Consider the following 24,066-nt stretch of genomic DNA (forward strand, 5'->3'; position numbering starts at 1 on the left):
TCCTTTACCTTCATGCGCCCGGCCCGGTCGTGCGGCCGCGCGAGCCGGGTTGAGCGCCGGGCACTCAGGCTTCCGTAAACTCGTTGTGAGTAGCGGGCCGAGACAGGAGGTGCCGGTGGCCAACACGGACGAGCGTCGCTTCGAGGTGCTGCGCGCGATCGTCGCCGACTACGTCTCGAACCAGGAGCCGGTCGGTTCCAAGACGATCGTCGAGCGCCACAACCTGGGCGTGTCGAGCGCGACCGTGCGCAACGACATGGCCGCGCTCGAGGAAGAGGGGTACATCGCCCAGCCGCACACGAGCGCGGGCCGGATCCCGACCGACAAGGGCTACCGGCTGTTCGTCGACCGGCTCTCGGAGATCAAGCCGCTCTCGCCCGCCGAGCGCCGCGCGATCACGAGCTTCCTCGACTCGGGGACCGACCTCGACGACGTGCTCCGCCGCTCGGTCCGGCTGCTGGCGCAGCTCACCCGGCAGGTCGCCGTGGTGCAGTACCCGATGCTGACCAACGCTGCGGTCCGGCACCTCGAAGTGGTCCCGCTCACGCCGGCCCGCCTCATGCTGGTCCTCATCACCGACTCCGGCCGCGTCGACCAGCGAACGGTGGACCTCGGCGACGTCCTCACGGAGGAGAGCGTGCTGCGCCTGCGCACGGTCCTCAACGGGGCGCTCGCCGGCCGCCGGCTCGCTGAGGCAGCCGCGCGGGTCGCGGAGCTGCCAGAGGTGGCGCCCACTGAGCTGCGCGACGCGCTCACCCGCATCTGCACGGTGCTGGTGGAGTCGCTCGTCGAACACCCGGAAGAACGCCTGGTGCTCGGCGGCACGGCCAACCTCACCCGCAACGTCGGGGACTTCCCCGGTTCGCTGCGCCAGGTCCTCGAAGCGCTCGAGGAACAGGTGGTCGTGCTCAAGCTGCTCGCCGCGGTGCGCAACCCCGGTACGGTCACCGTCCGCATCGGCGAGGAAAATGAGGACGAGCAGATGCGCAGCACCTCGGTCGTGTCGATCGGCTACGGCCGGGAGGACATGCTGCTGGGGGGCATGGGCGTCGTCGGACCCACCCGGATGGACTACCCGGGCACCATCGCGGCCGTGCGCGCCGTGGCCAACTACGTGGGGCAGATCCTGTCCGGCCGCTGAGGCCCGGGCGGAGCAGAAGGAGAAGGCAGAAGAACGTGGCGAGGGACTACTACGGGATCCTCGGGGTGGCCAAGAACGCGTCGGATCAGGAGATCAAGCGCGCGTACCGCAAGCTGGCCCGTGAGCTGCACCCCGACGTGAACCCGTCGGAGGACGCGCAGCACAAGTTCGGCGAGGTGACCACCGCCTACGAGGTGCTCTCCGACCCGCAGAAGCGCAAGATCGTCGACCTCGGCGGCGACCCGATGGACTCGGGCAGCCGGGGCGGCGGTGGCGGCGACCCGTTCGCCGGCTTCGGCGGGCTCGGCGACATCATGGACGCGTTCTTCGGAGCCTCCGGTGGCGGCGGCGGCGGCCGGGGCCGGGGCCCGCGCAGCCGCGTGCAGCCGGGCTCCGACGCGCTCATCCGGCTGGCGCTCACGCTCGAGGAGTGCGCCACTGGCGCCGACCGCGAGATCACCGTCGACACCGCCGTCGTCTGCGACCTGTGCCGCGGCGCCGGCACGGCGGAGGGCACCACCACCAAGACGTGCGACACGTGCGGCGGTGCCGGTGAGGTCCAGTCGGTGCAGCGTTCGTTCCTCGGCCAGGTCGTCACGGCCCGTCCGTGCCCGGTCTGCCGCGGCTTCGGCGAGGTCATCCCCGACCCGTGCCGCCAGTGCGGTGGCGACGGGCGCATCCGCGCGCGCCGCAACGTCACGGCGAAGATCCCGCCGGGCGTCGGCGACGGCATGCGGATCCGGCTCTCGGGCCAGGGCGAGGTCGGCCCCGGCGGCGGTCCCGCGGGTGACCTCTACGTGGAGATCGACGAGCTGCCCCACGAGGTGTTCGTCCGCGAAGGCAACGAGCTGCACTGCAACTTCCGCATCCCGATGACCACGGCGGCGCTCGGCGCGACCGTGCCCATCACCACGCTCGTCGACGGCGACTACGAGCTCGACGTCGAACCCGGCACGCAGCCCAACACCGAGCTCGTGCTCACCGGCAAGGGCATGCCGCGGCTGCGCTCGTCCGGGCGCGTCGACGGCCGCGGCGACCTCCACGTGCACATCGACGTGGTCGTCCCGACCAAGCTCGACGAAGCGCAGCGCGACCTGCTCGTGGAGCTGGCCCAGCAGCGCGGCGAAGAAGTGCCCACGCTGGCGGCCAACGGCAGCAAGCACGGCGGCCTGTTCTCCAAGCTGCGCGCGAAGAACCGCTGACCGTGCCCGACACCACGCTGCCGGTTTTCCTCGCCACGGCGGTGCCGGACCGCGGCTCGGCCGTGCTCGACGGCGAGGAGGCCCGGCACGCCGCGACCGTGCGCCGGCTGCGCGTGGGGGAGCAGCTCGTGCTCTCCGACGGGGCCGGCGCCATGGCCCGCTGCGTCGTCGACGCCGTCCAGACCGGCCGCGACGCGTCGCTCACGCTCACCGTCGTCGAACGCTGGACGGAGGAGGCGCCGGCACTGCGCGTGCACGTCGCGCAAGCGCTGGCCAAGGGCGACCGCGGCGAACTCGCCGTCGAGCTCGCGACCGAGGCCGGCGCCGACGCGATCGTGCCCTGGCGCGCGGCCCGCAGCGTCGCGCGCTGGGACGACGGTGCCCGCGGCGACAAGGCACTCACCCGCTGGCGCGCCACCGCACGTGCGGCCGCCAAGCAGGCGCGGCGCGCCCACGTACCCGAAGTCACCGAACCCGTCAGCACCCGCGAACTCACGCAGCTCGCCGCCACGATGTCGCGCACCCTCGTCCTCGAGTCCGGCGTGACCAGCCGGCTGACCGACGTCCCCCTCCCGGACACCGGGGACATCCTGCTGGTCGTCGGACCCGAAGGCGGCATCACCGACGAAGAACTCGGCACCCTCGAAGCCGCCGGCGCCATCGCCGTCCGGCTCGGCCCGACGGTGCTGCGCACGTCGACCGCAGCCGCCGTCGCCCTCGGCGCACTGGGTGCGCTCACCAGCCGCTGGACCTGACCCCACCACACAAAACAGCCCCATTTTGCGGGTAGTCATGGCGCGATCACACTCCGAGCAGCTACGCTCGTCACCAACGCGCAACACGACGTTTCGGCGCGCCACTGGGTGGGTAACACCGTCGCGCGTACCCGAACCCCGCCGGGCACCTCCCCCCTCGGTCCGGCGGAGCCGCGGCTGCGGTGGAGCGACCCCCAGGCTCCACCGCGCCGCGGCGTCTTCGGGGGTGCTTCGCATGCCCCCTCGCCGAGCGCGGTTTCGCGTGTTTCCCGGGGGCCGAGCCCCCGGACCCCCGCGGTGCCATCGGTGGCTGACCCAGCATGGTTACCCTGCGGTGGTGGCTGACCCGGCGTGGTTGCCGTGCCGCGGTGGATGGTGGCGATGCAGTGTGGTCGCCGTCGCGGTGTGGGGGGTGCTGGCGGTGCGTGGGCAGCGCTTAGGGTGGGGCGCATGAGTGATGCGGAGACGTTGTTCGAGCGGGTGATCGCCGGGGAGATTCCGGCGGACGTCGTGTACGAGGACGACAAGACGTTTGCGTTCCGGGACATCAATCCGCAGGCCAAGGTGCACGTGCTGGTGGTGCCGAGGAAGCGGTACCGGAACGTGGGGGAACTGGCGGCCGCCGACCCCGAGTTGCTGAGCTCGGTGGTGCTCGCGGCGCGGAAGGTCGCGGAGCTGGAGGGCATCGCGGAGTCCGGGTACCGGGTGGTGTTCAACACCGACGCGGATGCGGGACAGACCGTGTTCCACGTTCACGCGCACGTGCTGGGCGGCGAGCAGCTGGGGTTGTTCGGCCGACACGCCTGAGCGAGGCCGAAACCGACCTGCGGCGGGGTTCGGGGAGCAAGTAGCATCGATGGGGTCCAGAAGTCCGTAAGCAGCGTGCCGGAAGCGCAGAAAGCAGGCCAGAGGCCACGTGGCCGGAACCGCACAGGGTGGAGCCGCCCGTCCCGACGCCGACGTCAGCAAGGCGTCACAGTCCAAAGCGGCACAGTCGAAGAACGACGACGCCACCCCCGTGGCCCAGTCCCGATTCCCCATCCCCGACGCAGCCGCGCTGAGCCTGCTGGGCTCGCGTGACGAGAACCTGCGCGTCGCCGAGGAGCTCCTCGCCGCGGACGTCCACGTGCGGGGCAACGAGGTCACCCTCACCGGCACGCCCGCCGACGTGGCGTTCGCTGAGCGCGTGTTCACCGACCTCGTTCAGCTCGCCACCGGTGGCCAGCAGGTCGGGCCCGACACGGTCCGCCGCACCATCGGCATGCTGTCGTCCGGCGACGCCTCCCCGGCCGAGGTCCTGAGCCTCAACATCGTCTCGCGCCGCGGCAAGACGATCCGGCCCAAGACGCTCAACCAGAAGCGCTACGTCGACGCCATCGACAAGCACACCGTCGTCTTCGGCATCGGCCCCGCCGGCACTGGCAAGACGTACCTCGCCATGGCCAAGGCCGTGCAGGCGCTGCAGGCCAAGCAGGTCACCCGCATCGTGCTCACCCGCCCGGCCGTCGAAGCCGGCGAGCGGCTCGGCTACCTGCCGGGCACGCTCAACGAGAAGATCGACCCGTACCTGCGCCCGCTCTACGACGCGCTGCACGACATGGTCGAACCCGAGTCCATCCCCCGCCTCATGCAGGCCGGGACCATCGAGATCGCGCCGCTCGCCTACATGCGCGGCCGCACCCTCAACGACGCCTTCATCATCCTCGACGAGGCCCAGAACACCACGCCCGAGCAGATGAAGATGTTCCTCACCCGCCTCGGCTTCGGCTCGAAGATCGTCGTCACCGGCGACATCACCCAGGTCGACCTGCCCACCGGGCAGAAGAGCGGCCTGCGCGTGGTCCGCGAGATCCTCGACGGCGTCGAGGACCTCCACTTCGCCGAGCTCACCAGTCAAGACGTGGTGCGCCACCGGCTCGTCGGCGACATCGTCGACGCGTACGAGAAGTGGCAGGCGGTGCAGGACGCCCAGGAACCGCAGGGCGGCTGGAAAGGCAACCGCCGATGAGCATCGAGATCGCCAACGAATCCGGCGTCACCGTCGACGAGACGTCCATCGTCTCGGCCGCGCGCTTCGCGCTCGACAAGATGGAGGTCAGCCCGCTGGCGGAGCTGTCCATCCTGCTCGTCACCCTCGAGGTGATGGAAGACCTGCACGAACGGTGGATGGACCTGCCCGGCCCCACCGACGTGATGGCCTTCCCGATGGACGAGCTCGACTCGTCGCGCCGCCCCGACGCGCCCGACGCGTCGCCGGCCCTGCTCGGCGACATCGTGCTGTGCCCGGCGTTCGCGAAGGACCAGGCCAAAACCGCCGGCCACGCGCTGATCGACGAGCTGCACCTGCTTACCGTCCACGGCGTGCTGCACCTGCTCGGCTACGACCACGCCGAGCCCGCCGAGGAACGCGAGATGTTCGGGCTGCAGAAGCGCATCCTCGGCGAGTTCCAGTCCGCCGTGGCCGCTCTCGACCGCCGCAACGCGCAGCGCAACGCCGACGACCGGGTGCTCGGCATCGCGGGCCTCGACGCCTCGGCCGCGCCGAACCCGGCCGAGGAAACGTCCTAGGCAGCGATCATGGGCAGTCCCACGGCACAGCTCGTCGTCGCGGTGGCGCTGGTGCTGCTGGCCGGGGTGTTCGCGGCCGCCGACGCGGCCGTCAGCACCGTCTCCCAGGCCCGCACCGAAGGGCTAGTGCGCATCGGCCGCGCCGGCGCGCGCCAGCTCGCCGCCGTCGTCGCCGAACGCCGCCGCCACATCAACCTGCTCCTGCTGCTGCGCCTCGGGTGCGAGCTCACGGCCACGGTGCTCGTCACCGTGTCGTTCCTCGCCTGGTTCGGCGAGCTGTGGCTCGCCGTACTCGTCTCCGCCGTGGTGATGGTGGTGGTGAGCTACGTGCTCATCGGCGTCGGCCCGCGCACCTTCGGCCGCCAGCACCCCTACCGCGTCGGCACGATCGTCGCCGGGCCCGTGCGCGTCCTCGGCCACGTCCTCGGCCCGCTGTCCCGGCTGCTGATCGTCATCGGTAACGCGATCACCCCCGGCCAGGGTTTCCGCGAAGGCCCGTTCACCTCGGAAGTCGAACTGCGCGAACTCGTCGACCTCGCGCAGGAACGCGGAGTGGTCGAGGACTCCGAACGCGAGATGATCCACTCGGTGTTCGAGCTCGGCGACACGGTCGCGCGCGAGGTCATGGTGCCGCGCACCGAAATCGTCTGGATCGAGCGCACCAAGACCGTGCGCCAGGCGCTGGCGCTGGCCCTGCGCACCGGGTTCACGCGCGTGCCGGTGATCGACGAGTCCGTGGACGACATCGTCGGCGTGGTCAACATCAAGGACCTGATGCCGGCGTACATGGACCCGGACGGGTCGGGCACGGTCGTCGACCAGGTCATGAACCCGGCGAGTTTCGTGCCCGACTCCAAGCGGCTCGACGAGCTGCTCAAGGAGATGCAGCTGACCCACAACCACATGGCGATCGCGGTCGACGAGTACGGCGGCACGGCGGGGCTGCTGACCATCGAGGACATCCTCGAGGAGATCGTCGGCGAGATCACCGACGAGTCCGACACCGACGAACGCCCCGAGGTCGAGGAACTCGAGGGCGGCGCGGTGCGCGTGTCGTCGCGGCTGAGCGTCGACGACCTCGGCGAGCTGTTCGGCATCGACCTCGAAGACCACGACGTGGAGACCGTGGGCGGGCTGCTCGCGGAACGACTGGGTAGGGTCCCGCTGCCGGGGGCCGAAGCCGAGGTCGCCGGTCTTCGGCTGTTCGCCGAAGGGGGCAAGGACCGCCGCGGCCGCATGCGGATCACGTCGGTCGTCGTCCACCCGGCCGACGCCGACGCGGTGACCGACTCCGGCAACCGCCGGCGCACCCGCGTGCCCCAGCCCGAAGACCACGACAGGAGAGTCGAACATGCCTGACCTCGACGCCGAGGACCAGAAGCTCGTCACACTGGCCCGCTCGGCGCGCGCCCGCACCGGCGCGGAGGAGGGCGCCGCCGTGCGCGACACCGACGGCCGCACGTACAGCGCGGCGACGGTCGACCAGCCGTCGTTCAAGCTCACCGCCGTGCAGGCTGCCGTGGCCGCCGCGCTCTCCAGCGGCGCCGAAGGACTCGAGGCCGCCGCGGTGGTCACCACCGATGCGCTGGTGCAGGAGGCGTCGGTGCACGCGGTGCGCGACGTCACGAAGGCAGCTCCGATCATCCTCGCCGACCCGAAGGGCGACGTCGTCGAGGTGCTCAGCTGATGGCGCAGCCGCACCGCTCCGGCTTCGCGTGCTTCGTCGGCCGGCCCAACGCCGGCAAATCGACACTCACCAACGCGCTCGTGGGCTCGAAGGTGGCCATCACCTCCAGCAAGCCGCAGACGACGCGCCACGCGATCCGCGGCATCGTGCACCGCGACGACGCGCAGCTGGTCATCATCGACACACCCGGTCTGCACCGCCCGCGGACGCTGCTCGGCGAGCGGCTCAACGACATCGTGCACGAGACGTGGTCCGAAGTGGACGTCGTCGGGTTCTGCGTGCCGGCCGACGAGAAGGTGGGTCCCGGCGACCGGTTCATCGCCGCGGAGCTGAAGAAGATCGCCCGGCGCACCCCGGTGATCGGCGTGGTCACCAAGACCGACCTCGTGAAGCCCGAGCAGGTCGCCGAGCAGCTGCTCGCCCTGCAGGACGTGATGGAGTTCGCCGACCTCGTGCCGGTGTCCGCTGTGGACGGTTTCCAGGTGCGGACGGTGGCCGACCTGCTCGTGGCGCGGCTGCCCGAGGGCCCGCAGCTCTACCCCGGCGGCGAGCTCACCGACGAACCCGAGCAGACGCTCGTGGCCGAGCTCATCCGCGAGGCCGCGCTCGAGGGCGTGCGCGACGAGCTGCCGCACTCCATCGCCGTGACGGTCGAGGAGATGCTGCCGCGCGAAGGGCGCGACGACCTCGTCGACGTCCACGCGCTGCTGTACGTGGAGCGGCCCAGCCAGAAGGGCATCATCCTCGGCCACAAGGGTGAACGCCTGCGCGAGGTCGGTGCGACCGCGCGCCGGCACATCGAAAGCCTGTTGGGCTCGAAGGTGTACCTCGACCTGCACGTGAAGGTCGCCAAGGACTGGCAGCGCGACCCGAAGCAGCTGCGCCGCCTCGGCTTTTGAGCGGCGGCCGCGCCCGGTAGCGTCAGCACGTACGCAGCACCGCACGAGCAGGGGGACGCGATGACCGGCCCGTACCCGCCACCCCCGGGTGGCTCGTACTACTACGGCGGCCCGCCGCCGAACTACGGGCCGCCGCCGGACAACCGGATGGTGTGGGCGATCCTGACCACGATCTTCTGCTGCCTGCCCTTCGGCATCGTGGCGATCGTGAAGGCCTCCGAAGTCAACTCCTTGTGGTACCAAGGCCGGTTCGCCGAAGCGCACCGGGCCGCGGACCAGGCGGGCAAGTGGGCCATGTGGTCGGCGCTGTCGATCGCCATCGGCATCGGGGCGTACCTGCTGTTCCTGCTGATCGTGTTCCTGATCGCGGGCACCGCCTCCGGGATGTTCCCGTCGTGAGCACCGTCTACACGGGAGTCCCGGTGCGGGGCCTGCGGGCCACCGCGCGGGCCCTGTCCGGCCCGGCGGCCGCGGTCGCCGGGCTCGGCGTGTGTTGCGCGGCGGTGTGGCTCGGCGACCCGACCACCCCCGGCGGCCCGTTGCCGGTTTGTCCCACGAAGTTCCTCTTCGGCATCGACTGCCCCGGTTGCGGCGGTATGCGGATGGCCTACAGCCTCATGCACGGGGACCTCGCCGGCGCGGTGCACTACAACGCGGTGGCGCTGGTCTTCGTGGCGCTCTTCGCCTGGAGCGGCGTCGCGTGGACCGCCGGGCGGCTGCGCGGGCGCGCGGTGCGCTCGTGGCTGCACTGGCGCTGGACCCCGATCACCGTTGCCGTGGTGTTCGCCCTCTGGTTCGTGGTGCGCAACCTGCCCTTCGCGCCGTTCACCTCGCTGTCCGTCTGAATTCCCTTCGCGGGGAACCGGTTCGGGCCCCGCCGCGTCGGAGGGTTCCGGGCCGTCACCCGATGCGGACGCCTACCTGGGCCGAGTGCGCTCTGACCGGGTACGCTCCCGCGCACCGGCCCCGTCCACGTAGGACTCGGCCGGTTCTCGCGCGTCGACTCGCGCGCGAGCCACGACGAACGAGGGGGAGAACCCGATGACCGACCCCTACGGCGGGCCCACCGGGCAGCCGCAGGGCCAGCCGCCCTTCGGACAATCCGGTTCAGGGCAGCAGCCGTTCGGACACCAGCCCGGCGGCTTCGGCCAGCAATCGCCCTCGGGCGGGTTCCCCCAGCAACCCGACGGTGCCGGGCAGGCCCCGGCGGGTTTTGGCCAGCCCGCGCCGGTCGGGGCCGCGCCGCAGCCCGGTTTCGGCCGGCAGCCCGGCGGGTTCGGCCAGGCACCGGGCCAGCCCGGGTTCGGCCAGCAGGGCGCGGGTGGTTTCGGCCAGCCCCCGGCGTACGGGCAGCCCGGCGGCTTCGGTCAGCCGAGCCCGTACGGCCCGCCTGGTGGCGGCTACGCGAACTGGGGCCAGCGCGCCGGTGCCTATTTGATCGACTTCGGGCCGTTCCTCGTCGTCGTGATCATCGCGGCGCTGATCTCGATCGCGTCGCCGACCGTGGGCGGAATCCTGTACTGGCTGGCGATCCTGGGCAACATCGGCTGGACGATCTACAACCGGTGGATCACCGCCGGCAACACGGGCCAGTCGCTGGGCAAGCGGGTCGTCGGCATCAAGCTGATCAGCGAGTCCACGGGGCAGCCGATCGGTGCCGGCATGGCCTTCGTGCGTGACCTCGCGCACGCCCTGGACAACGTCGCGTGCGCCATCGGCTTCCTGTGGCCGCTGTGGGACGACAAGTCGCAGACGTTCTCGGACAAGATCATCGGCACGGTCGTGATTCCGGCCGGCGCAGCGCCCGCCGGTCAGAGCGGGCAGTTCGGGCAGCCGGGCTTCGGCCAGCCGCAGCCGTTCGGCGGCGGGTTCCCGCCCACCGGGCAGCAGCCGGGCGGCCTCGGCCAGCAGCCGAGCGGGTTCGCGCCGCAGTCCGGTGGGTTCGGCCAGCCGCAGCAGCCGGCTCCGGGCGGGTTCGGCCAGCCCGGCGGCTTCGGCCAGCCGCCGGGCGCCCCGGGTACCGGCGGGTTCGCGCAGCCGGCCACCGGTCAGCCGGCCGGAGCCAGTGCGCTCGAGCAGGCCGAGCCGACGCAGATGCTCAAGCCGGGTGGCGCTCAGCCCGAGAGCGGCGCGTTCGACGGCGCCGAGCGCACGCAGATGCTGCAGCCGGGCTCGGCGACTCCGGCGCAGCCCGAGGCGACGCAGAAGATCCAGCCGGGCGAGTTCGGTCAGCAGCCGCCGCAGCACTGACCCATTGCCCGCTAGACCCGCGGCGGGGGAGCTCGCCGGGAACCACGAGGAGTTTGGGGAACCGTCATGACCAATCCGTACGGCCAGCCGCAGCCGCCCTACGGCCAGCAGGGCTACGGCACGCCCTCCGGCGGCATGCCCGCGCCCTACGGCCAGCAGGGCCAGTACGGCCAGCAGGCGCCGTTCGGGCAGCCCGGTTACGGCCCGGGCATGGGCATGCCGGGTGGCGACATCAACGCCATCAAGGAGTACAAGGGCTGGGCGATCGGCTGCATCTTCCTGATGTGGATCCTCGCGATCTTCGCGATCATGAAGTCGAACGAGGTCCGCACGTTCAAGATGCAGGGCAACTACGCAATGGCCCAGCAGGCGTCGCAGACCACGAAGACGCTGTGCCTGATCGCCACGATCATCGGCAGCATCGGCTACGCCAGCGCGATCATCTTCCTCGTCATCGCGATCATCGCGGCGGCTTCGGTCACCACGTACCACTGCACGGGTTACTACTGCTGAACCAGGGTGTCACCGCCCCGTCGCCGGCCCGTGGTGGGACGATGGCGGGGTGGTGAACCTCTACCGCGACACCGGAGTGGTGCTGCGCACGCACAAGCTGGGTGAAGCCGACCGGATCGTCACCCTGCTGACCCGCCGGCACGGCAAGGTCCGTGCCGTGGCCAAGGGCGTGCGCCGCACCTCGTCGCGGTTCGGGGCGCGGCTGGAGCCCTTCGGGCACGTGGACGTGCAGTTCTACACCGGTCGCACCCTCGACGTGATCACCCAGGTCGAGACCGTCGACGCGTTCGCCCTGCCGCTGGTGGCCGACTACCAGCGCTACACCGCGGCGAGCGCGATCGCCGAGACCGCCGACCGGCTCTCGGCCGAAGAGGGCGAGCCGGTCCTGAAGCTGTACCTGCTGGTCGTCGGCGCTTTGCGCGCGCTCGCGGCCGGCGAACGCGACGCGTCGCTCGTCCTCGACGCGTTCTTCCTGCGGGCCATGGCCTACGCTGGCTGGGCGCCCGCCATCACCGAGTGCGCCCGCTGCGGCCTGCCCGGCCCGCACGCCGCGTTCAACGTCGCCGCGGGCGGGTCGATGTGCCCGGACTGCCGGATCGCGGGCTCCGTGCACCCCGCGCCCGAGGTGCTGACCCTGCTCGAAGCCCTGTTGCACGGCGAGTGGGACGTCGCCGAGGCCACCCACGGCGTGACCCGGCGCGACGCGTCGGGCCTGGTCGCGGCCCACCTGCAGTGGCACCTGGAACGCCAGTTGCGCTCGCTGCCGCTCGTCGAGCGGCGGGCCCGGGAGGCCGTCGCGGCGGAAAGGATCGGGCGCCCGGCTTCGTGACGCCGGACGAGCGCCGTCAAGCCGCCGACCCGCGACAAGTAGGGTCTGCCGGGTAAGGAATTCACTCTTCCAGGAGGCGCGAAGTGCTGCGCAGGGGACGCGAGGTCAAGGCGTCGGGGTACGAGCTGCGGGCACCGGATCCGCACCCTTCGGGAGCCAAGCCGCCGGAGATCCCCGCCGAGCTGGTGCCGAAGCACGTGGCGCTGGTGATGGACGGCAACGGACGCTGGGCCAACCAGCGCGGCCTGCCGCGGATCGAGGGGCACAAGCGCGGCGAGGCCGTGATGATCGACGTCGCGAGCGGCGCGGTCGAGCTGGGCGTCAAGTGGCTCTCGGTCTACGCGTTCTCCACCGAGAACTGGAAGCGCAGCCCCGAAGAGGTGCGCTTCCTCATGGGCTTCAACCGCGACACCATCCGCCGCCAGGTCGACTACCTCGGCTCGATCGGCGTGCGCATCCGCTGGGCCGGGCGCCGGCCGAAGCTGTGGGCCAGCGTGATCAAGGAGCTGCAGATCGCGGAGGAGAAGACCAAGAACAACACCAAGCTCAACATGACCATGTGCGTCAACTACGGCGGCCGCGCCGAACTGGGTGACGCGATGCGCCGGATCGCGCAGGAGGTCGCGGCGGGCAAGCTCAACCCGGAGAAGATCGACGAGCGGACCGTGGCGAAGTACCTGTACCAGCCCGAGATGCCGGACGTCGATCTGTTCCTGCGGCCCTCGGGTGAGCAGCGGACGTCGAACTTCATGCTGTGGCAATCGGCCTACGCGGAGATGGTCTACCAGGACACGTTGTTCCCGGACTTCGACCGCACGCGCCTGTGGGACGCCTGCCTCGAGTTCGCCAAGCGCGACCGCCGCTTCGGCGCCGCGATCGACCGGGCCGAAGGGAAGTCGTGAGCACCGTGAGCACCTCCGAGGCAGCCGACACCGCCAACCTGCTCGCCCTCGCCCGCGAGTCGCTCGAGCGCTACCTCGAGGTCCACGTCGACGACGACGGCGCGATCACCTTCCGGCACGCGGAAGTCCCGTGCGTCATCCAGGCCACGCGGCTGGCCGATGGCCTGACCGTCCTCAGCCTGACCTGCGTCGTCGCCTGGGACCTGCCCGACGACCCGGCGATCGCGGTCGCGGTCGCCGAGCGGGCCGGCCAGGGCCTCTTCGGCACGCTGGGGGTCGGGCACACCGACAGCGGGGTCGACGTGACCCTGCGCTACGCGTTCCCGGCCGAGGGCATGGACCCGGCGGCGCTGGGCACCCTGCTGATGCTCGTGGTGTCGACGGCGTCGCAGGTGCGGACGGAGCTGCCAGGTCTCAGCTGAGGCCTGGTTCGTCCGGTTTTCGGGGGAGCGAACGGCGGATTCCGGCCGAAAACGGTCCGAGCGGTCCACTCGCGCCACGTCCCGCTGTGATCACGTCGGTGCGGGCTGGCATCATCGGGCCTTGTGAAAACGCTTGTCGACAACCCACCTGAGCGCAGGCGCGCGCGGCGGATCCGGATCAGCTCGATCGAGCTCCTCTGCGCCGTGCTGCTCGTCGCGATCCTCGCGCAGGGCAAGCTGCAGGACCTGTTCGACGTGCCCGCGCTGCGCACCGGTTCGACGGTGTTCGTGGCCGTGTGCGTGCAGGCGCTGCCGTTCCTCGTGCTCGGCGTGCTGATCAGCGGGGCGATCGCCGCGTTCGTGCCCGCCCGGGTGCTGGAGCGCGTGCTGCCCCGGCGCGCGGGGGCAGCGGTGGGTGTCGCGGGCCTCGCCGGGGTCGCGCTGCCGGGGTGCGAGTGCGCGTCGGTGCCCGTGGCGCGGCGGCTGATCGGCCAGGGGGTCGCGCCGGCGGCGGCGCTGACGTTCCTGCTGGCCGCGCCGGCGGTGAACCCGGTCGTGCTGGTGGCCACGGCCGTCGCGTTCCCCGGGCGGCCGGAGATGGTGCTGGCGCGGTTCGCCGGGTCGCTGGGGACCTCGATGGTGATGGGCTGGATCTGGGCGCGCTGGGGCAAGCTTTCGTGGATCACCGAACGCGCCTTGCGGAGGCTGCCCGACGTCGAGCCCGGACAGCGGTGGCGGGTCTTCGCGAAGACCGCCCGCACGGACCTCGTCGAAGCGGGCGGGTTCCTGGTCCTCGGTGCGCTGATCTCGGCGACGCTCAACGTGCTCGTGCCCGCCAAGTGGTTCGGGGTGCTGGCCGACCAAGCGGTGGTCGGCGTGCTCGTGATGGCGGTGCTGGCCGTGGTCCTGGCGCTGTGCAGTGAGGCCGACGCGTTCGTCGCGGCTTCGCTCACGGCCGTGCCCCTGCTACCGAAGCTGGTGTTCCTCGTGGTCGGCCCGGCAATCGACGTGAAGCTGTTCGCGCTGCAGGCGGGCACGTTCGGGAAGTCGTTCGCAGTGCGGTTCGCGCCGGTGACCTTCGTGGTGGCCGTCGCGTGCGGCACGGTCGCCGGAGTTCTGCTGCTCGGGGGTATGCGGTGAGGCGCGAAACGCAGAACGTGCTGCTGATCCTGCTCGGCGGCGCGCTGGTGAAGATCGCGGTGAACCGCGACTACCTGCGCTACGTCAAGCCGGCCCAGCAGCCGTGGATCATCGCGGGCGGCGTGGTGATGCTGGTGCTCGGTGCGGTCGCGATCCTGCGCGATCTGTTCGCGGCGCGCGCGGCGGGCAGGGCGGAGCCCGGGCCCGAGTTGGTCGCAACCGCTGCGCACCATGGGCACGAGCACGGTGGTCTCGACCCCGCCGGGTCCGAGCACGGCGCCGACCTCGCGTTCGAAGCGCCCGAGCACGACGACGGCCACGGCCACGCGCACCCGGCGCGGTCGGCGTGGCTGCTGGTCGTGCCGGTGCTCGCGGTGTTCCTGGTGGCCCCGCCGGCGCTCGGCGCCGATTCGGTCACCCGCACCGAGGCACGCGTGCCGCAGAGCGCGGCGACCACGTCGGCGGCCGCGTTCCCGCCACTGCCCGCGGGGAAGGTCGTGGACCTGCCGGTGAACGAGGTCGTCACGCGTGCGGGCTGGGACTCCAACGGGACGCTCAACGGACGCACCATCGGCATGTCCGGGTTCGTCGTGCACACCGACGGCCGCACCTTGCTGGCGCGACTGGTGATCAGCTGCTGCGCAGCCGATGCGGCCCCCGTCACCGTGCGCTTGAAGGGAGGTGCTGCCGACCGGTTCCCCAGCGACACGTGGCTGGAGGTCACCGGGACCGTCGTGCCCGGCACGGCGAACGAAGCCAACGGGTACACGCCCGATTTCGTCCCCGCGACCGTCGAACGGATCGCCGCGCCGCAGGACCCCTACGAGTACTGAGCCGTCGGCGCCCGGTGGTCACTGGGCGTGGGACGCGCAGGTGCCGGTGATCTCGACGGTGTGGCTGACGTCGGAGAAGCCGTTCTCGGCGGCGATCTTCTCGGCCCAGCGCTCGACAGCGGGGCCCTCGACTTCCACCGTGCGCCCGCACACACGGCACACGAGGTGATGGTGGTGATGGGTGGAGCAGCGGCGGTAGATGGCCTCGCCCGAGTCGGTGCGCAGCACGTCGATCTCGCCGGCCTCCGACAGCGACTGCAGCGTGCGGTAGACGGTGGTCAGGCCGATGCCGTCGCCGCGCTTGCGCAGCTCGTCGTGCAGCTCCTGGGCGGAGCGGAAGTCGTCGACGGTGTTGAGCAGGTCGACCACGGCCGCTCGCTGCTTGGTCGAGCGGCGGCCGGGCACCGGGGCGGGGGTGGGGGCCGAAGCCGAGGTCATGGTCACTTCCCTTCCTGCACGTGGGCGACCGCGTCGACGACGATGTGGGCCAGGTGGTCGTCCACCAGCCGGTAGACGACCTCGCGCCCGCGGCGCTCGCCCTGCACCACCCCCGCCGTCTTGAGCACCCGCAGGTGCTGGCTGATCAGCGGCTGCGCGAAGTCCAGCGCGTCCACCAGCTCGTGGACGCACCGATCCGCCTCCCGCAGCTGCAGCACGATCGCGATCCGCACCGGGGCGGCCAGCGCGCGCAGCAGGTCGCCGGCATCGGCCAGGGCCGAGTTCGACGCGGTGAGCGGACGGGTCACGCTACCGGGCGCCGCGCCGGGCCGGCGGGCCGCCTCGTGCGGGGCCGCGGGTGAGCCGGTGTCCTCTTCGGACACCGGGGAGCCGGTGGTCGTGCCGGCGGCGGCCCGCGGGTCAGCGACCGGGCCGCCGGCCGTGCCCGGGCCGGTCGAAAGGGCGCCCGTGCTCGGCGGTGCCATGGTTGCCTCCCCGGTTGCGTACCACTGAAAAGCCCTGAAAAACCGCTGCGGGCCACCCGCCGACGAGGTGGGTTCCGAAGTCGGATGTCATTGTCGACAACGGTCACCGCCATCGTAGTGTTCCCGCGCGCGACCCCCGACGGAGCCCGGTCCCACGCACCGGGCTCACCCGATCGGGTGAGTTCGTGGGGAATCGGCACTTCGGCTTCGCAAGTCGTGGCCGACGGTGCAAGGTTGTCGCGGGGGCGTTTCGTCGCTTCTCGTACGCTGACGACCCGCTCGTAGTGAGCGGAGGCAGTGGGGAGACATGACTCGTTTCGTGACGCAGGCGGCGAAGACGGCGATCGCGGCTGTGCTGGTGCTGCCGGTGCTCGCGCCGGCCGCGACTGCGCAGACAACGCAGACAACGCAAACGGCGCAGGCGGTGGACGAGAAGACCGGGCCGGTGTCGTTCGCCAACGTGGCGTCGGTGCGCCTGGGGTCCGATCCACAGCACAGCGGATCGCTGATCACCGAGACCCAGCGCTCGCCGCTCGCCCCCGGCCAGTCGAAGCTCGGCACCGCCCGCGTGGCCGTGCCCAAGGACACCGGCGAACGCTCGACCTTCGGCGGCAACTGGGAAATCGACCTCGGCAAGTTCGCGAACGCCACCGAGAGCCCGTACCCGGCCGGCATCGCGAGCCGGGACCACAACGTCGTCGCGGCGCTGCAGCCGACGAACGTGCCGAGTGCGGTCGCCGAGACCAACTACGCCCTACGCGACAACGTGCGAGAAGGCGCCAAGCCGTCCGACGACACGATGCTGGTGCTCGAAAACGCCCGCAGCAGCGTCGAGTGCTCGGCCCCGAACAAAGCCATCGGCAGCACCACGCTCACCCGGCTCTGGGTCCGCGGCGAGGACGACGCGCTGCGCCAGGTCGCGATGCCCGCGAGCCCGGCCTCGCTGCGCCTGAGCAACCTCCGCATGGGCGCGCCGGGCGATGTCCCGGACGCCGACCACGGCAAGACCCTCTCGGACGTCGTCGTGTCGCGCGTGACGTCGTTCGACCAGCTGATCAAGCAGGCCGGCTGGCGCTCCGGCGACGTCACGGCGCAGGCCGGCTGGGTCGTCGACGTCACCACCCACGTGAAAAACGCGGCCGGCACCCCGCTGCAGGACGTGCGGACCACGATGGTGCTCGGCGGCGTGAGCTGCTCGATCCCGAAGAACTTCGTGGCGAAGGCCGGCAACGGCACCGGCAACGGCGGCGCGGCGACGCAGCCGCCCGTGCCGACCGAGGTGCCCGCCGGGTACGCCGGTTCCGCCGTCGCCGCGCCGCAGAGCGACTACCGGATGCCGCTGGGCCTCGGCCTGCTGGTCGCCGGGCTGGTCTTCGGCGGGCTCGCGATCGGGCTCGGCCGCCGGCGCGCGGCGCGCTCGCGCGGCGAGTAGGCCGCCGTGGTGCGCACCGCGATGGCCGTCGTTTCGGCGGTGGTCGCCGTGCTCGCGCTCGCCGCGGGCGTCATCGTGCTGACCTGGGGTCCGGCGCCGGCGCTGATCGCCACCGCGGAACCGCCTCCGGGCTCGCTGCCGGGCGAGGACGGTGCGCCCGCCGAGCTGCCGGCGGACGGCGCCCCTATTGGCGTGCAGCGCCCCGGCAGCGTGCGGCTGCCCGACGGGTCCGAAGCCCGGCTCGTGCGCACCGAGGTGACGCGCGACGGCATCCTGCCCATCCCGCGCGGCCTCGGCGACGCCGCCTGGTGGGGCGCCCGCCTCGGCGCCACGCAGGGCGCGGCCGTGTTGTCGGGCCACGTGAACTGGGCCGGCACGAAGGGACCGTTCGACGACCTCTGGCGCGTCAGGACCGGCGACAACGTCAGCATCGTCGACTCCTCCGGCGGCCGGTGGCTCTACCGCGTGACGGGTGCCGCGACCCTGCGCAAGGAACAGCTCCCGGCGCAGGCCCCGCAGTGGTTCGCCCAGACGGGCCCGCACCGGCTGGTGCTCGTCACCTGCGGCGGCGACTACCTCGGCGGCACCGAGGGCTACGACGAGAACCGCATCGTCACGGCGAACCTCATCTCGCGCCCCGACTGAGCCGGCTCAACTCCGGGCAACCCCTGCCGCCGCCCGCAGCATGTCTCCCTGCGCACGACACGCCGGAGCAGGGAGCACGATGCAAGGGACTCGAGCACGGGCCGCGCGGACGACGTGGGTACTGGCCGCCGTCGGGGCCGTGGTGGTGACGGCTTTCGTCGCCGCGCTGCTGATCTTCACCGGTAAGGATGAGCCGACGTTCGCGAGCGGGACCGCGCCGGTCTCCGCGGAACAGCACCCGGCCCGGGCCGCGGGAAAGCCGGCCGACCCGGGCCGCACGCCCGCCACCGTCGTCCTGCCCGCGGGCGGCACGGCGAAGCTCGTGGCCGAGCAGGTCGGCGACGACGGCGCCCTGCCGATCCCGCAGGGCCTCGGCGAAGCCGCGTGGTGGGGCTCGGGCCTCGGCGCCGACCACGGCGTCACGCTGTTGTCCGGCCACGTGAACCGGCAGGGCCGCACCGGTCCGTTCGACCGGCTCTGGCGGATGACGCAGGGGCAGACCGTGACCGTCACGGACACGTCCGGCGGCCGGTGGAGGTACCGCGTCGACGAGGTCCGCACGATCCCGAAGGCCGGCCTGGCGGGGAGTCCGCGAAGCTGTTTTCGCCGGACGGGCCGCACGAACTGGTGCTCGTGACGTGCGGCGGGGACTACGTCGGTGGCACCGAGGGCTACGACGACAACCGGGTCGTGACGGCGTCGCTGACCGGCCGCCCGTGAGCTCGGCTCACCTCGCCCGAAGCACCGCGGGGGCGGCCGGATAGGCTGGACGTCCTAGTCAGACAACCGTCCCCGCATGCTTCCGGAGCGTGGAGTGCCCGCCAACACCATCGAAACCGTCGTCAGTTTGTGCAAGCGCCGTGGCTTCGTCTTCCCGTCGGGAGAGATCTACGGCGGCACCAGGTCGGCGTGGGACTACGGGCCGCTCGGCGTGGAGCTGAAGGACAACATCAAACGCCAGTGGTGGAAGACCATGGTGCAGGGCCGCGAGGACGTCGTCGGCCTCGACTCGTCCGTGATCCTGCCGCGCCAGGTCTGGGTGGCCTCCGGCCACGTGAACGTGTTCACCGACCCGCTGATCGAGTGCCTCCACTGCCACAAGCGCTTCCGCGCCGACCAGCTGGCCGAGGACTACGAGGCGCGCACGGGCAAGCAGACGTCCGAGGACGACCTGTCCGACGTGCCGTGCCCCAACTGCGGCACGCGCGGCCGCTACACCGCGCCGCGCGACTTCAACATGATGCTCAAGACCTACCTCGGCCCGGTCGAGTCCGAGGAAGGCCTGCACTACCTGCGCCCGGAGACCGCGCAGGGCATCTTCATCAACTTCCTCAACGTGCAGCAGGCGTCGCGCAAGAAGCCGCCGTTCGGCATCGGCCAGATCGGCAAGTCGTTCCGCAACGAGATCACGCCGGGCAATTTCATCTTCCGCACGCGCGAGTTCGAGCAGATGGAGATGGAGTTCTTCGTCGAGCCGGGCGAGGACGAGCGCTGGCACCAGTACTGGATCGACCAGCGCACCGAGTGGTACAAGGACCTCGGCATCAAGCCGGAGAACCTGCGCCACTTCGAGCACCCGAAGGAAAAGCTCTCGCACTACGCGAAGCGCACCGTCGACATCGAGTACCGGTTCGACTTCAACGCCGGCCAGGAGTGGGGAGAGCTCGAAGGCATCGCCAACCGCACCGACTTCGACCTCACCACGCACTCGAACCACTCAGGCGTGGATCTGTCGTTCTTCGACCAGGCGTCGGGCCAGCGCTACCGCCCGTTCGTGATCGAGCCGGCGGCCGGCGTGGGCCGCTCGATGATGGCGTTCCTCGTCGACTCCTACGACGAGGAAGAGGTCTCCAACGCCAAGGGCGGCACCGACAAGCGCACCGTGCTGCACCTCGACCCGCGGCTCGCGCCGTTCAAGGCCGCGGTGCTGCCCCTCTCGCGCAACGCCGACCTCTCGCCCAAGGCGCGCGACCTGGCGGCCACCCTGCGCAAGCACTGGAACGTCGACTTCGACGACGCGCAGGCCATCGGCCGCCGCTACCGCCGCCAGGACGAGATCGGCACGCCGTACTGCGTCACCGTGGACTTCGACACCCTCGACGACCAGGCCGTCACGGTCCGCGAGCGCGACAGCATGACCCAGGAGCGCATCGCGATCGACAAGGTCGAGGAGTACCTGGCTCCGCGCCTGCTCGGCTGCTGAGCGGCCCCCGCCTGACCACGGCCCTTCCCCGCCTCCCGGGGGAGGGCCGTCGTGCTGTGCGTAGCGACCCCTGACACCTGTCACGGTCACGACGTGACGCTCGACCTGCGGACGGTGCGCGCCGCAGCGGCAGGCTTCAGTGCATGGAATCCACACAGGCAACGCGAGGGGCGCGGGACTTGGCGGCGGGGGCCGCCGTCCGGTTGAGCGGGCTGAAGAAGCACTACGGCCCGGTGCGGGCCGTAGACGGGGTCGACCTGACGATCGCGCCGGGGGAGGTCGTGGCGCTGCTCGGGCCCAACGGCGCGGGCAAATCGACCACCGTCGACATGATCCTGGGGCTCAGCAAGCCCGACGCGGGCGAGGTCACGGTCTTCGGCAAGACCCCCGGCGACGCGGTGCGCGCCGGGATGATCGGGGCGATGCTGCAGGGCGGTGCGCTGCTCGACGACCTCACGGTGCGCGAGACCGTGCGCATGGTCGCGAAGCTGCACCGCACGCCGATGCCGCTCGCGCAGGCCCTGGCGAGCGCGGGCATCGAGGACATCGCCGACCGGCGGGCGAACAAGCTGTCCGGCGGACAGAAGCAGCGCGTGCGGTTCGCCGTCGCGCTCGTGTCGGACCCCGACCTGCTGGTGCTCGACGAGCCGACGGCCGCCATGGACGTGGGCACGCGCCGCGAGTTCTGGAAGTCCATGTACTCCTTCACCGACACCGGCCGCACCGTGCTGTTCGCGACGCACTACCTGGAGGAGGCCGAGGAGTTCGCCGACCGCGTGGTGGTGATGCGGTCCGGCCGCGTCGTCGCCGACGGGTCGGTCGCCCAGGTGCGCGCGCTCGCCGGCGGCCGCACCATCCGCGCGGTGCTGCTGGGCGCCACCGAGGCGACCGAACGCCTCGTGGCGACGCTGCCCGCCCTCACCGGCTTCGAGCTGCGCGGTGACCGCGTCGCCATCTGCAGCAGCGACTCGGACACCACCTTGCGCGCGCTCATGGCCGCTGTCCCGGCCGTGCGCGACATCGAGATCGGCGCCGTCGGCCTCGAAGGCGCGTTCCTGTCCCTCACCTCCGATGACGACACCGAAGCGGAAGAAGCAGCCCGATGAACCCGTCCTACCTCGCCGTCGAGATTCGCCGGCTGTTGCGCTCCGTGCGGTTCCTCATCTTCGTCGTCGCCTTCCCCGTGCTGATGTTCCTGTTGCAGGCCAACGTCTTCACCAAGGCGAGCGATCCGGACCACGCCGCGATCGTGGCCGTGGTCATGATCAACATGATGGCGTTCGGCACGTTCGCCGCCGCCACGACCAACGGCACCCGGCTCGCTCTCGAACGCGCCACCGGGTGGCAGCGGCAGCTGCGGCTCACCCCGCTCTCGGGCGCGTCCTACCTCGGCGGCAAGGCCGTGTCCGGCCTGCTCGTGGGCCTGCCCGCGCTGCTGCTGGTGCCGCTCGTCGCGATCTTCGTCGAGCACGTCCACCTCGGCGGCGGCGACTGGCTGCGCATAATCGCCGGTCTGTGGCTCGGCACCATCCCGCTGGTGCTGCTGGGCCTGCTGCTCGGCCAGCTGGGCACATCTGAGTCGATGCAGCCGATTTCGATGATCGTGATGCTCGGCATGGGTTTCCTCGGCGGCCTGTGGATCCCGATCGAGAGCATGCCCTCGTGGATGCACGACGTCGCGCAGCTGCTGCCCACCTACTGGCTGATCGGCCTGGTGCGCCCGGCCGTGACCAACGAGCTCCTGGTGAGTTTCCCGGCCGCGATGGCGGTACTGGCGGGCTGGACCATTGTGCTCGGGGCGTTCGTGATCAGGCGTTACCGTAAGGACAGCGCCCAGGTCTGACCGGGACGGGAGGGAACGACGGTGCAGCGCAAGAGGGAAGAGCCCGGGTCGATCGCGGTCACGCGGTTCCGGTTCGCGCTCGGTGATGCGGCCTCGTGGTGGGACGACCCGATGATCGGGCACCGGGGCGGCCCCCACAAGATCGGCTGGCCGATCTTCGCGGCGCTCTTCCTGCTGCCGTTCTTCGTCCCGGCGACCCGTCGGCTCGTCGAGGGCCAGGGCCCGGCGGCGGTGCGGGTGCTGCTGGCGCTGATGATGTACGCGTACGGCGCCTGTTACGTGGTCTTCCCGGTCGTGTTCGGCAAGCCGCGCCGGATCAAGCTCACCTTCGGGGTGGTGATGCTGGCGCTGGGCCTGCTCTCGACACTGCTGCTGGATTCGAGCCCGTACATCCTGCTCTACGCGACCGCCACGCTCGCCTTCCTCTTCCCGGCGGGCTGGGCGGTGATCCTCGACGCGCTGGCGCTGGGCTCGATCGCGATCGTGCTGCTGGTCGACGGCCGGCTCGACGCCGACGGCGGCGACCTGATCTCCGTCGGCGGGATCACGCTGGCGATGTTCTTCATGGCCAACCTGATCCGGGCGGTCCGCCGGCTCGAGCGCGCCAATGAGGAGATCGCGACGCTGGCCGTGGCCAACGAGCGCCAGCGCGTGGCGCGCGACCTGCACGACCTGCTGGGCCACAGCCTCACCACGATCACCGTGAAGGCCGGCTTGGCCCGGCGCGTGCTGGAGAGCTCGGGTGACGTCGGTCGGGCGGTCGAGGAGATCCGCGAGGTGGAGACGCTGACCCGCAGCGCGTTGTCCGACGTGCGCCTGACCGTGTCGGAGTACCGCGAGGTGTCACTGGCCGCCGAGCTCGCCGGAGCGCGCGCGGCGCTGCGGGCCGGGGAGATCGACGCGGACCTGCCCTACGCCGTGGACAACGTGCTGCCGCAGCTGCAGAGCACCTTCGGGTACGTGCTGCGTGAGGCCGTCACCAACGTGCTCCGGCACTCGGGAGCCAAGCGGGTGCGCGTGCGGCTGGGCCGCGACTGGCTGGAGATCGACGACGACGGCACGGGGGCCGACGCCGCGCCCGGTAACGGGCTGCGCGGGCTCACCGAGCGGGTCGGCGTGGTCGGCGGGACCTTGCGCAGCGGTCCGCGGCCCGGGGGAGGGTGGGTCGTCCGCGCGGAGGTGCCGGCCCCTGGTCCGGCACCGGTGGCCGCCCCGGCGGTGCGTGCCGAACCCGCGGGAGGACTGGCGTGATCCGCGTGCTGCTGGCCGACGACCAGGCGATGGTGCGGGGGGCGCTGGCCACCGTGCTCGACCTGGAGTCGGACATCGAGGTCGTCGGGCAGGTCGGCTCGGGCGACGAGGTGCTGGCCGCGGCCAAGGAGACCTCGCCCGACGTCGCGTTGCTCGACGTGCAGATGCCCGGCAAGGACGGTCTCAGGGCGGCGGCGGAGCTGCACGCGGCGCTGCCCTCGTGCCGGGTGATCATCTGCACCACGTTCGGCCGGCCGGGGTACCTGGCCCGCGCGATGGCCGCGGGGGCGTCGGGGTTCGTGGTGAAGGACGCGCCGCCGGAGCAGCTCGTGGAAGCCGTGCGTCGCGTCCACAGTGGACTGCGCGTGGTGGACCCCGCCCTGGCGGCCGAATCGCTGGCGACGGGGGCGAGTCCGCTCACCGCGCGCGAGCGCGACGTCCTGTCGACCGCGCGCGACGGCAGCACGGTCGCCGACATCGCAAAGACGTTGTTCCTGTCCGAAGGCACGGTGCGCAACCACTTGTCGGCCGCGATCGGCAAAACGGGCGCGCGGACGCGGGCCGAAGCCGTGCGGCTGGCCGAAGAACGCGGCTGGCTCTGACGCCGGGGTGCCTGCGCCGGGAACGC

General features: G+C 71.6%; 28 protein-coding genes. 26 read left to right on the forward strand and 2 right to left on the reverse strand.

Annotated features, from left to right (window positions below; translation table 11 throughout):
• The first annotated feature begins 115 nt into the window (after positions 1 to 115).
• From hrcA to I6J71_RS11430, 18 genes are all read left to right on the forward strand, one after another.
• Complete coding sequence (gene hrcA, locus I6J71_RS11345) at positions 116 to 1,141, forward strand: heat-inducible transcriptional repressor HrcA (protein ID WP_204094682.1); 1,026 nt, start codon at positions 116 to 118, stop codon at positions 1,139 to 1,141.
• 35 nt (positions 1,142 to 1,176) lie between these two features.
• The gene (dnaJ, locus tag I6J71_RS11350) at positions 1,177 to 2,343 is read left to right on the forward strand and encodes a molecular chaperone DnaJ (protein ID WP_204094683.1); all 1,167 of its coding nucleotides are present in this window, start codon (positions 1,177 to 1,179) and stop codon (positions 2,341 to 2,343) included.
• 2 nt (positions 2,344 to 2,345) lie between these two features.
• Positions 2,346 to 3,098, forward strand: a complete 753-nt coding sequence (locus I6J71_RS11355; RefSeq protein WP_204094684.1) for a 16S rRNA (uracil(1498)-N(3))-methyltransferase — start codon at positions 2,346 to 2,348, stop codon at positions 3,096 to 3,098.
• A 450-nt stretch (positions 3,099 to 3,548) separates the two neighbouring features.
• Positions 3,549 to 3,905 carry a histidine triad nucleotide-binding protein gene (locus I6J71_RS11360; RefSeq protein WP_204094685.1) on the forward strand — a complete coding sequence of 119 codons (357 nt, stop codon included), beginning with the start codon at positions 3,549 to 3,551 and terminating at the stop codon, positions 3,903 to 3,905.
• Between the two features lie 109 nt (positions 3,906 to 4,014).
• Positions 4,015 to 5,106, forward strand: a complete 1,092-nt coding sequence (locus tag I6J71_RS11365; RefSeq protein WP_204094686.1) for a PhoH family protein — start codon at positions 4,015 to 4,017, stop codon at positions 5,104 to 5,106.
• On the forward strand, positions 5,103 to 5,666 hold the full coding sequence (gene ybeY / locus I6J71_RS11370) for an rRNA maturation RNase YbeY (RefSeq protein WP_204094687.1): 564 nt from the start codon (positions 5,103 to 5,105) through the stop codon (positions 5,664 to 5,666). Before I6J71_RS11365 ends, ybeY begins: the two co-directional genes overlap by 4 nt.
• Before the next feature lie 9 nt (positions 5,667 to 5,675).
• Positions 5,676 to 7,025: a hemolysin family protein gene (locus tag I6J71_RS11375; protein ID WP_204094688.1), complete on the forward strand. Its 1,350-nt coding sequence runs from the start codon at positions 5,676 to 5,678 to the stop codon at positions 7,023 to 7,025.
• A complete protein-coding gene (locus I6J71_RS11380; RefSeq protein ID WP_204094689.1) occupies positions 7,018 to 7,353 on the forward strand; it encodes a cytidine deaminase in 336 nt (111 codons plus the stop codon). Before I6J71_RS11375 ends, I6J71_RS11380 begins: the two co-directional genes overlap by 8 nt.
• Positions 7,353 to 8,252, forward strand: a complete 900-nt coding sequence (era, locus tag I6J71_RS11385; protein ID WP_204094690.1) for a GTPase Era — start codon at positions 7,353 to 7,355, stop codon at positions 8,250 to 8,252. The genes I6J71_RS11380 and era overlap by 1 nt, the downstream gene beginning before the upstream one ends.
• A 60-nt stretch (positions 8,253 to 8,312) precedes the next feature.
• Complete coding sequence (locus I6J71_RS11390; protein WP_204094691.1) at positions 8,313 to 8,651, forward strand: CD225/dispanin family protein; 339 nt, start codon at positions 8,313 to 8,315, stop codon at positions 8,649 to 8,651.
• Positions 8,648 to 9,097, forward strand: coding sequence for a DUF2752 domain-containing protein (locus tag I6J71_RS11395; protein ID WP_204094692.1), 450 nt, complete (start codon positions 8,648 to 8,650; stop codon positions 9,095 to 9,097). Before I6J71_RS11390 ends, I6J71_RS11395 begins: the two co-directional genes overlap by 4 nt.
• A 196-nt stretch (positions 9,098 to 9,293) precedes the next feature.
• Entirely contained in the window at positions 9,294 to 10,502 is a 1,209-nt protein-coding gene (locus tag I6J71_RS11400; RefSeq protein ID WP_204094693.1) for an RDD family protein, read from the forward strand.
• Positions 10,503 to 10,568: 66 nt separating this feature from the next.
• Complete coding sequence (locus tag I6J71_RS11405; RefSeq protein ID WP_204094694.1) at positions 10,569 to 11,015, forward strand: CD225/dispanin family protein; 447 nt, start codon at positions 10,569 to 10,571, stop codon at positions 11,013 to 11,015.
• A 49-nt stretch (positions 11,016 to 11,064) separates the two neighbouring features.
• Positions 11,065 to 11,844: a DNA repair protein RecO gene (gene recO / locus I6J71_RS11410; RefSeq protein WP_204094695.1), complete on the forward strand. Its 780-nt coding sequence runs from the start codon at positions 11,065 to 11,067 to the stop codon at positions 11,842 to 11,844.
• 83 nt (positions 11,845 to 11,927) lie between these two features.
• Positions 11,928 to 12,746 carry an isoprenyl transferase gene (locus tag I6J71_RS11415; RefSeq protein ID WP_204094696.1) on the forward strand — a complete coding sequence of 273 codons (819 nt, stop codon included), beginning with the start codon at positions 11,928 to 11,930 and terminating at the stop codon, positions 12,744 to 12,746.
• Positions 12,747 to 12,751: 5 nt separating this feature from the next.
• Positions 12,752 to 13,168 carry a YbjN domain-containing protein gene (locus tag I6J71_RS11420; RefSeq protein ID WP_204096986.1) on the forward strand — a complete coding sequence of 139 codons (417 nt, stop codon included), beginning with the start codon at positions 12,752 to 12,754 and terminating at the stop codon, positions 13,166 to 13,168.
• Between the two features lie 123 nt (positions 13,169 to 13,291).
• Complete coding sequence (locus I6J71_RS11425) at positions 13,292 to 14,308, forward strand: permease (protein ID WP_204094697.1); 1,017 nt, start codon at positions 13,292 to 13,294, stop codon at positions 14,306 to 14,308.
• On the forward strand, positions 14,305 to 15,141 hold the full coding sequence (locus I6J71_RS11430) for a TIGR03943 family protein (RefSeq protein ID WP_204094698.1): 837 nt from the start codon (positions 14,305 to 14,307) through the stop codon (positions 15,139 to 15,141). Before I6J71_RS11425 ends, I6J71_RS11430 begins: the two co-directional genes overlap by 4 nt.
• 18 nt (positions 15,142 to 15,159) lie before the next feature.
• On the opposite strand, the gene I6J71_RS11435 is transcribed toward I6J71_RS11430, so the two are convergent.
• The gene (locus tag I6J71_RS11435) at positions 15,160 to 15,579 is read right to left on the reverse strand and encodes a Fur family transcriptional regulator (RefSeq protein ID WP_204094699.1); all 420 of its coding nucleotides are present in this window, start codon (positions 15,577 to 15,579) and stop codon (positions 15,160 to 15,162) included.
• A 2-nt stretch (positions 15,580 to 15,581) separates the two neighbouring features.
• Positions 15,582 to 16,064 (reverse strand): ArsR/SmtB family transcription factor, encoded by a 483-nt coding sequence (locus I6J71_RS50535; RefSeq protein WP_370542116.1) that lies wholly within the window; start codon positions 16,062 to 16,064, stop codon positions 15,582 to 15,584.
• A 307-nt stretch (positions 16,065 to 16,371) separates the two neighbouring features.
• On the opposite strand from I6J71_RS50535, the gene I6J71_RS11445 reads away from it, so the two are divergent.
• The 8 genes from I6J71_RS11445 (at position 16,372) to I6J71_RS11480 (ending at position 24,040) form a co-directional block, all read left to right on the forward strand.
• Positions 16,372 to 17,496, forward strand: coding sequence for a hypothetical protein (locus I6J71_RS11445; RefSeq protein ID WP_204094700.1), 1,125 nt, complete (start codon positions 16,372 to 16,374; stop codon positions 17,494 to 17,496).
• Between the two features lie 21 nt (positions 17,497 to 17,517).
• Positions 17,518 to 18,141 (forward strand): class F sortase, encoded by a 624-nt coding sequence (locus tag I6J71_RS11450; protein WP_239154660.1) that lies wholly within the window; start codon positions 17,518 to 17,520, stop codon positions 18,139 to 18,141.
• A 79-nt stretch (positions 18,142 to 18,220) separates the two neighbouring features.
• The gene (locus I6J71_RS11455) at positions 18,221 to 18,778 is read left to right on the forward strand and encodes a class F sortase (protein WP_370542117.1); all 558 of its coding nucleotides are present in this window, start codon (positions 18,221 to 18,223) and stop codon (positions 18,776 to 18,778) included.
• Positions 18,779 to 18,955: 177 nt separating this feature from the next.
• On the forward strand, positions 18,956 to 20,344 hold the full coding sequence (locus tag I6J71_RS11460; protein WP_204094702.1) for a glycine--tRNA ligase: 1,389 nt from the start codon (positions 18,956 to 18,958) through the stop codon (positions 20,342 to 20,344).
• A 143-nt stretch (positions 20,345 to 20,487) separates the two neighbouring features.
• Positions 20,488 to 21,450, forward strand: a complete 963-nt coding sequence (locus tag I6J71_RS11465) for an ABC transporter ATP-binding protein (RefSeq protein WP_204094703.1) — start codon at positions 20,488 to 20,490, stop codon at positions 21,448 to 21,450.
• A complete protein-coding gene (locus I6J71_RS11470; RefSeq protein WP_204094704.1) occupies positions 21,447 to 22,187 on the forward strand; it encodes an ABC transporter permease in 741 nt (246 codons plus the stop codon). Before I6J71_RS11465 ends, I6J71_RS11470 begins: the two co-directional genes overlap by 4 nt.
• Before the next feature lie 111 nt (positions 22,188 to 22,298).
• On the forward strand, positions 22,299 to 23,438 hold the full coding sequence (locus I6J71_RS11475) for a sensor histidine kinase (RefSeq protein ID WP_204096987.1): 1,140 nt from the start codon (positions 22,299 to 22,301) through the stop codon (positions 23,436 to 23,438).
• Positions 23,435 to 24,040, forward strand: coding sequence for a response regulator transcription factor (locus I6J71_RS11480; protein ID WP_204094705.1), 606 nt, complete (start codon positions 23,435 to 23,437; stop codon positions 24,038 to 24,040). Before I6J71_RS11475 ends, I6J71_RS11480 begins: the two co-directional genes overlap by 4 nt.
• Positions 24,041 to 24,066: the final 26 nt, after the last annotated feature.

Origin of the sequence: Amycolatopsis sp. FDAARGOS 1241, from assembly GCF_016889705.1 — a bacterium.
Taxonomy (GTDB): Bacteria; Actinomycetota; Actinomycetes; order Mycobacteriales; family Pseudonocardiaceae; genus Amycolatopsis.

What these genes read in the sequence shown, in the direction of transcription:
- I6J71_RS11360 (WP_204094685.1), top strand. Translation starts at nt 3,549, where the DNA reads ATGAGTGATGCGGAGACGTTGTTCGAGCGGGTGATCGCCGGGGAGATT.
- ybeY (WP_204094687.1), top strand. Translation starts at nt 5,103, where the DNA reads ATGAGCATCGAGATCGCCAACGAATCCGGCGTCACCGTCGACGAGACG.
- I6J71_RS11375 (WP_204094688.1), top strand. Translation starts at nt 5,676, where the DNA reads ATGGGCAGTCCCACGGCACAGCTCGTCGTCGCGGTGGCGCTGGTGCTG.
- I6J71_RS11380 (WP_204094689.1), top strand. Translation starts at nt 7,018, where the DNA reads ATGCCTGACCTCGACGCCGAGGACCAGAAGCTCGTCACACTGGCCCGC.
- era (WP_204094690.1), top strand. Translation starts at nt 7,353, where the DNA reads ATGGCGCAGCCGCACCGCTCCGGCTTCGCGTGCTTCGTCGGCCGGCCC.
- I6J71_RS11390 (WP_204094691.1), top strand. Translation starts at nt 8,313, where the DNA reads ATGACCGGCCCGTACCCGCCACCCCCGGGTGGCTCGTACTACTACGGC.
- I6J71_RS11400 (WP_204094693.1), top strand. Translation starts at nt 9,294, where the DNA reads ATGACCGACCCCTACGGCGGGCCCACCGGGCAGCCGCAGGGCCAGCCG.
- I6J71_RS11405 (WP_204094694.1), top strand. Translation starts at nt 10,569, where the DNA reads ATGACCAATCCGTACGGCCAGCCGCAGCCGCCCTACGGCCAGCAGGGC.
- I6J71_RS11435 (WP_204094699.1), bottom strand. Translation starts at nt 15,579, where the DNA reads ATGACCTCGGCTTCGGCCCCCACCCCCGCCCCGGTGCCCGGCCGCCGC.
- I6J71_RS50535 (WP_370542116.1), bottom strand. Translation starts at nt 16,064, where the DNA reads ATGGCACCGCCGAGCACGGGCGCCCTTTCGACCGGCCCGGGCACGGCC.
- I6J71_RS11445 (WP_204094700.1), top strand. Translation starts at nt 16,372, where the DNA reads ATGACTCGTTTCGTGACGCAGGCGGCGAAGACGGCGATCGCGGCTGTG.
- I6J71_RS11450 (WP_239154660.1), top strand. Translation starts at nt 17,518, where the DNA reads ATGGCCGTCGTTTCGGCGGTGGTCGCCGTGCTCGCGCTCGCCGCGGGC.
- I6J71_RS11455 (WP_370542117.1), top strand. Translation starts at nt 18,221, where the DNA reads ATGCAAGGGACTCGAGCACGGGCCGCGCGGACGACGTGGGTACTGGCC.
- I6J71_RS11465 (WP_204094703.1), top strand. Translation starts at nt 20,488, where the DNA reads ATGGAATCCACACAGGCAACGCGAGGGGCGCGGGACTTGGCGGCGGGG.
- I6J71_RS11470 (WP_204094704.1), top strand. Translation starts at nt 21,447, where the DNA reads ATGAACCCGTCCTACCTCGCCGTCGAGATTCGCCGGCTGTTGCGCTCC.
- I6J71_RS11475 (WP_204096987.1), top strand. Translation starts at nt 22,299, where the DNA reads ATGATCGGGCACCGGGGCGGCCCCCACAAGATCGGCTGGCCGATCTTC.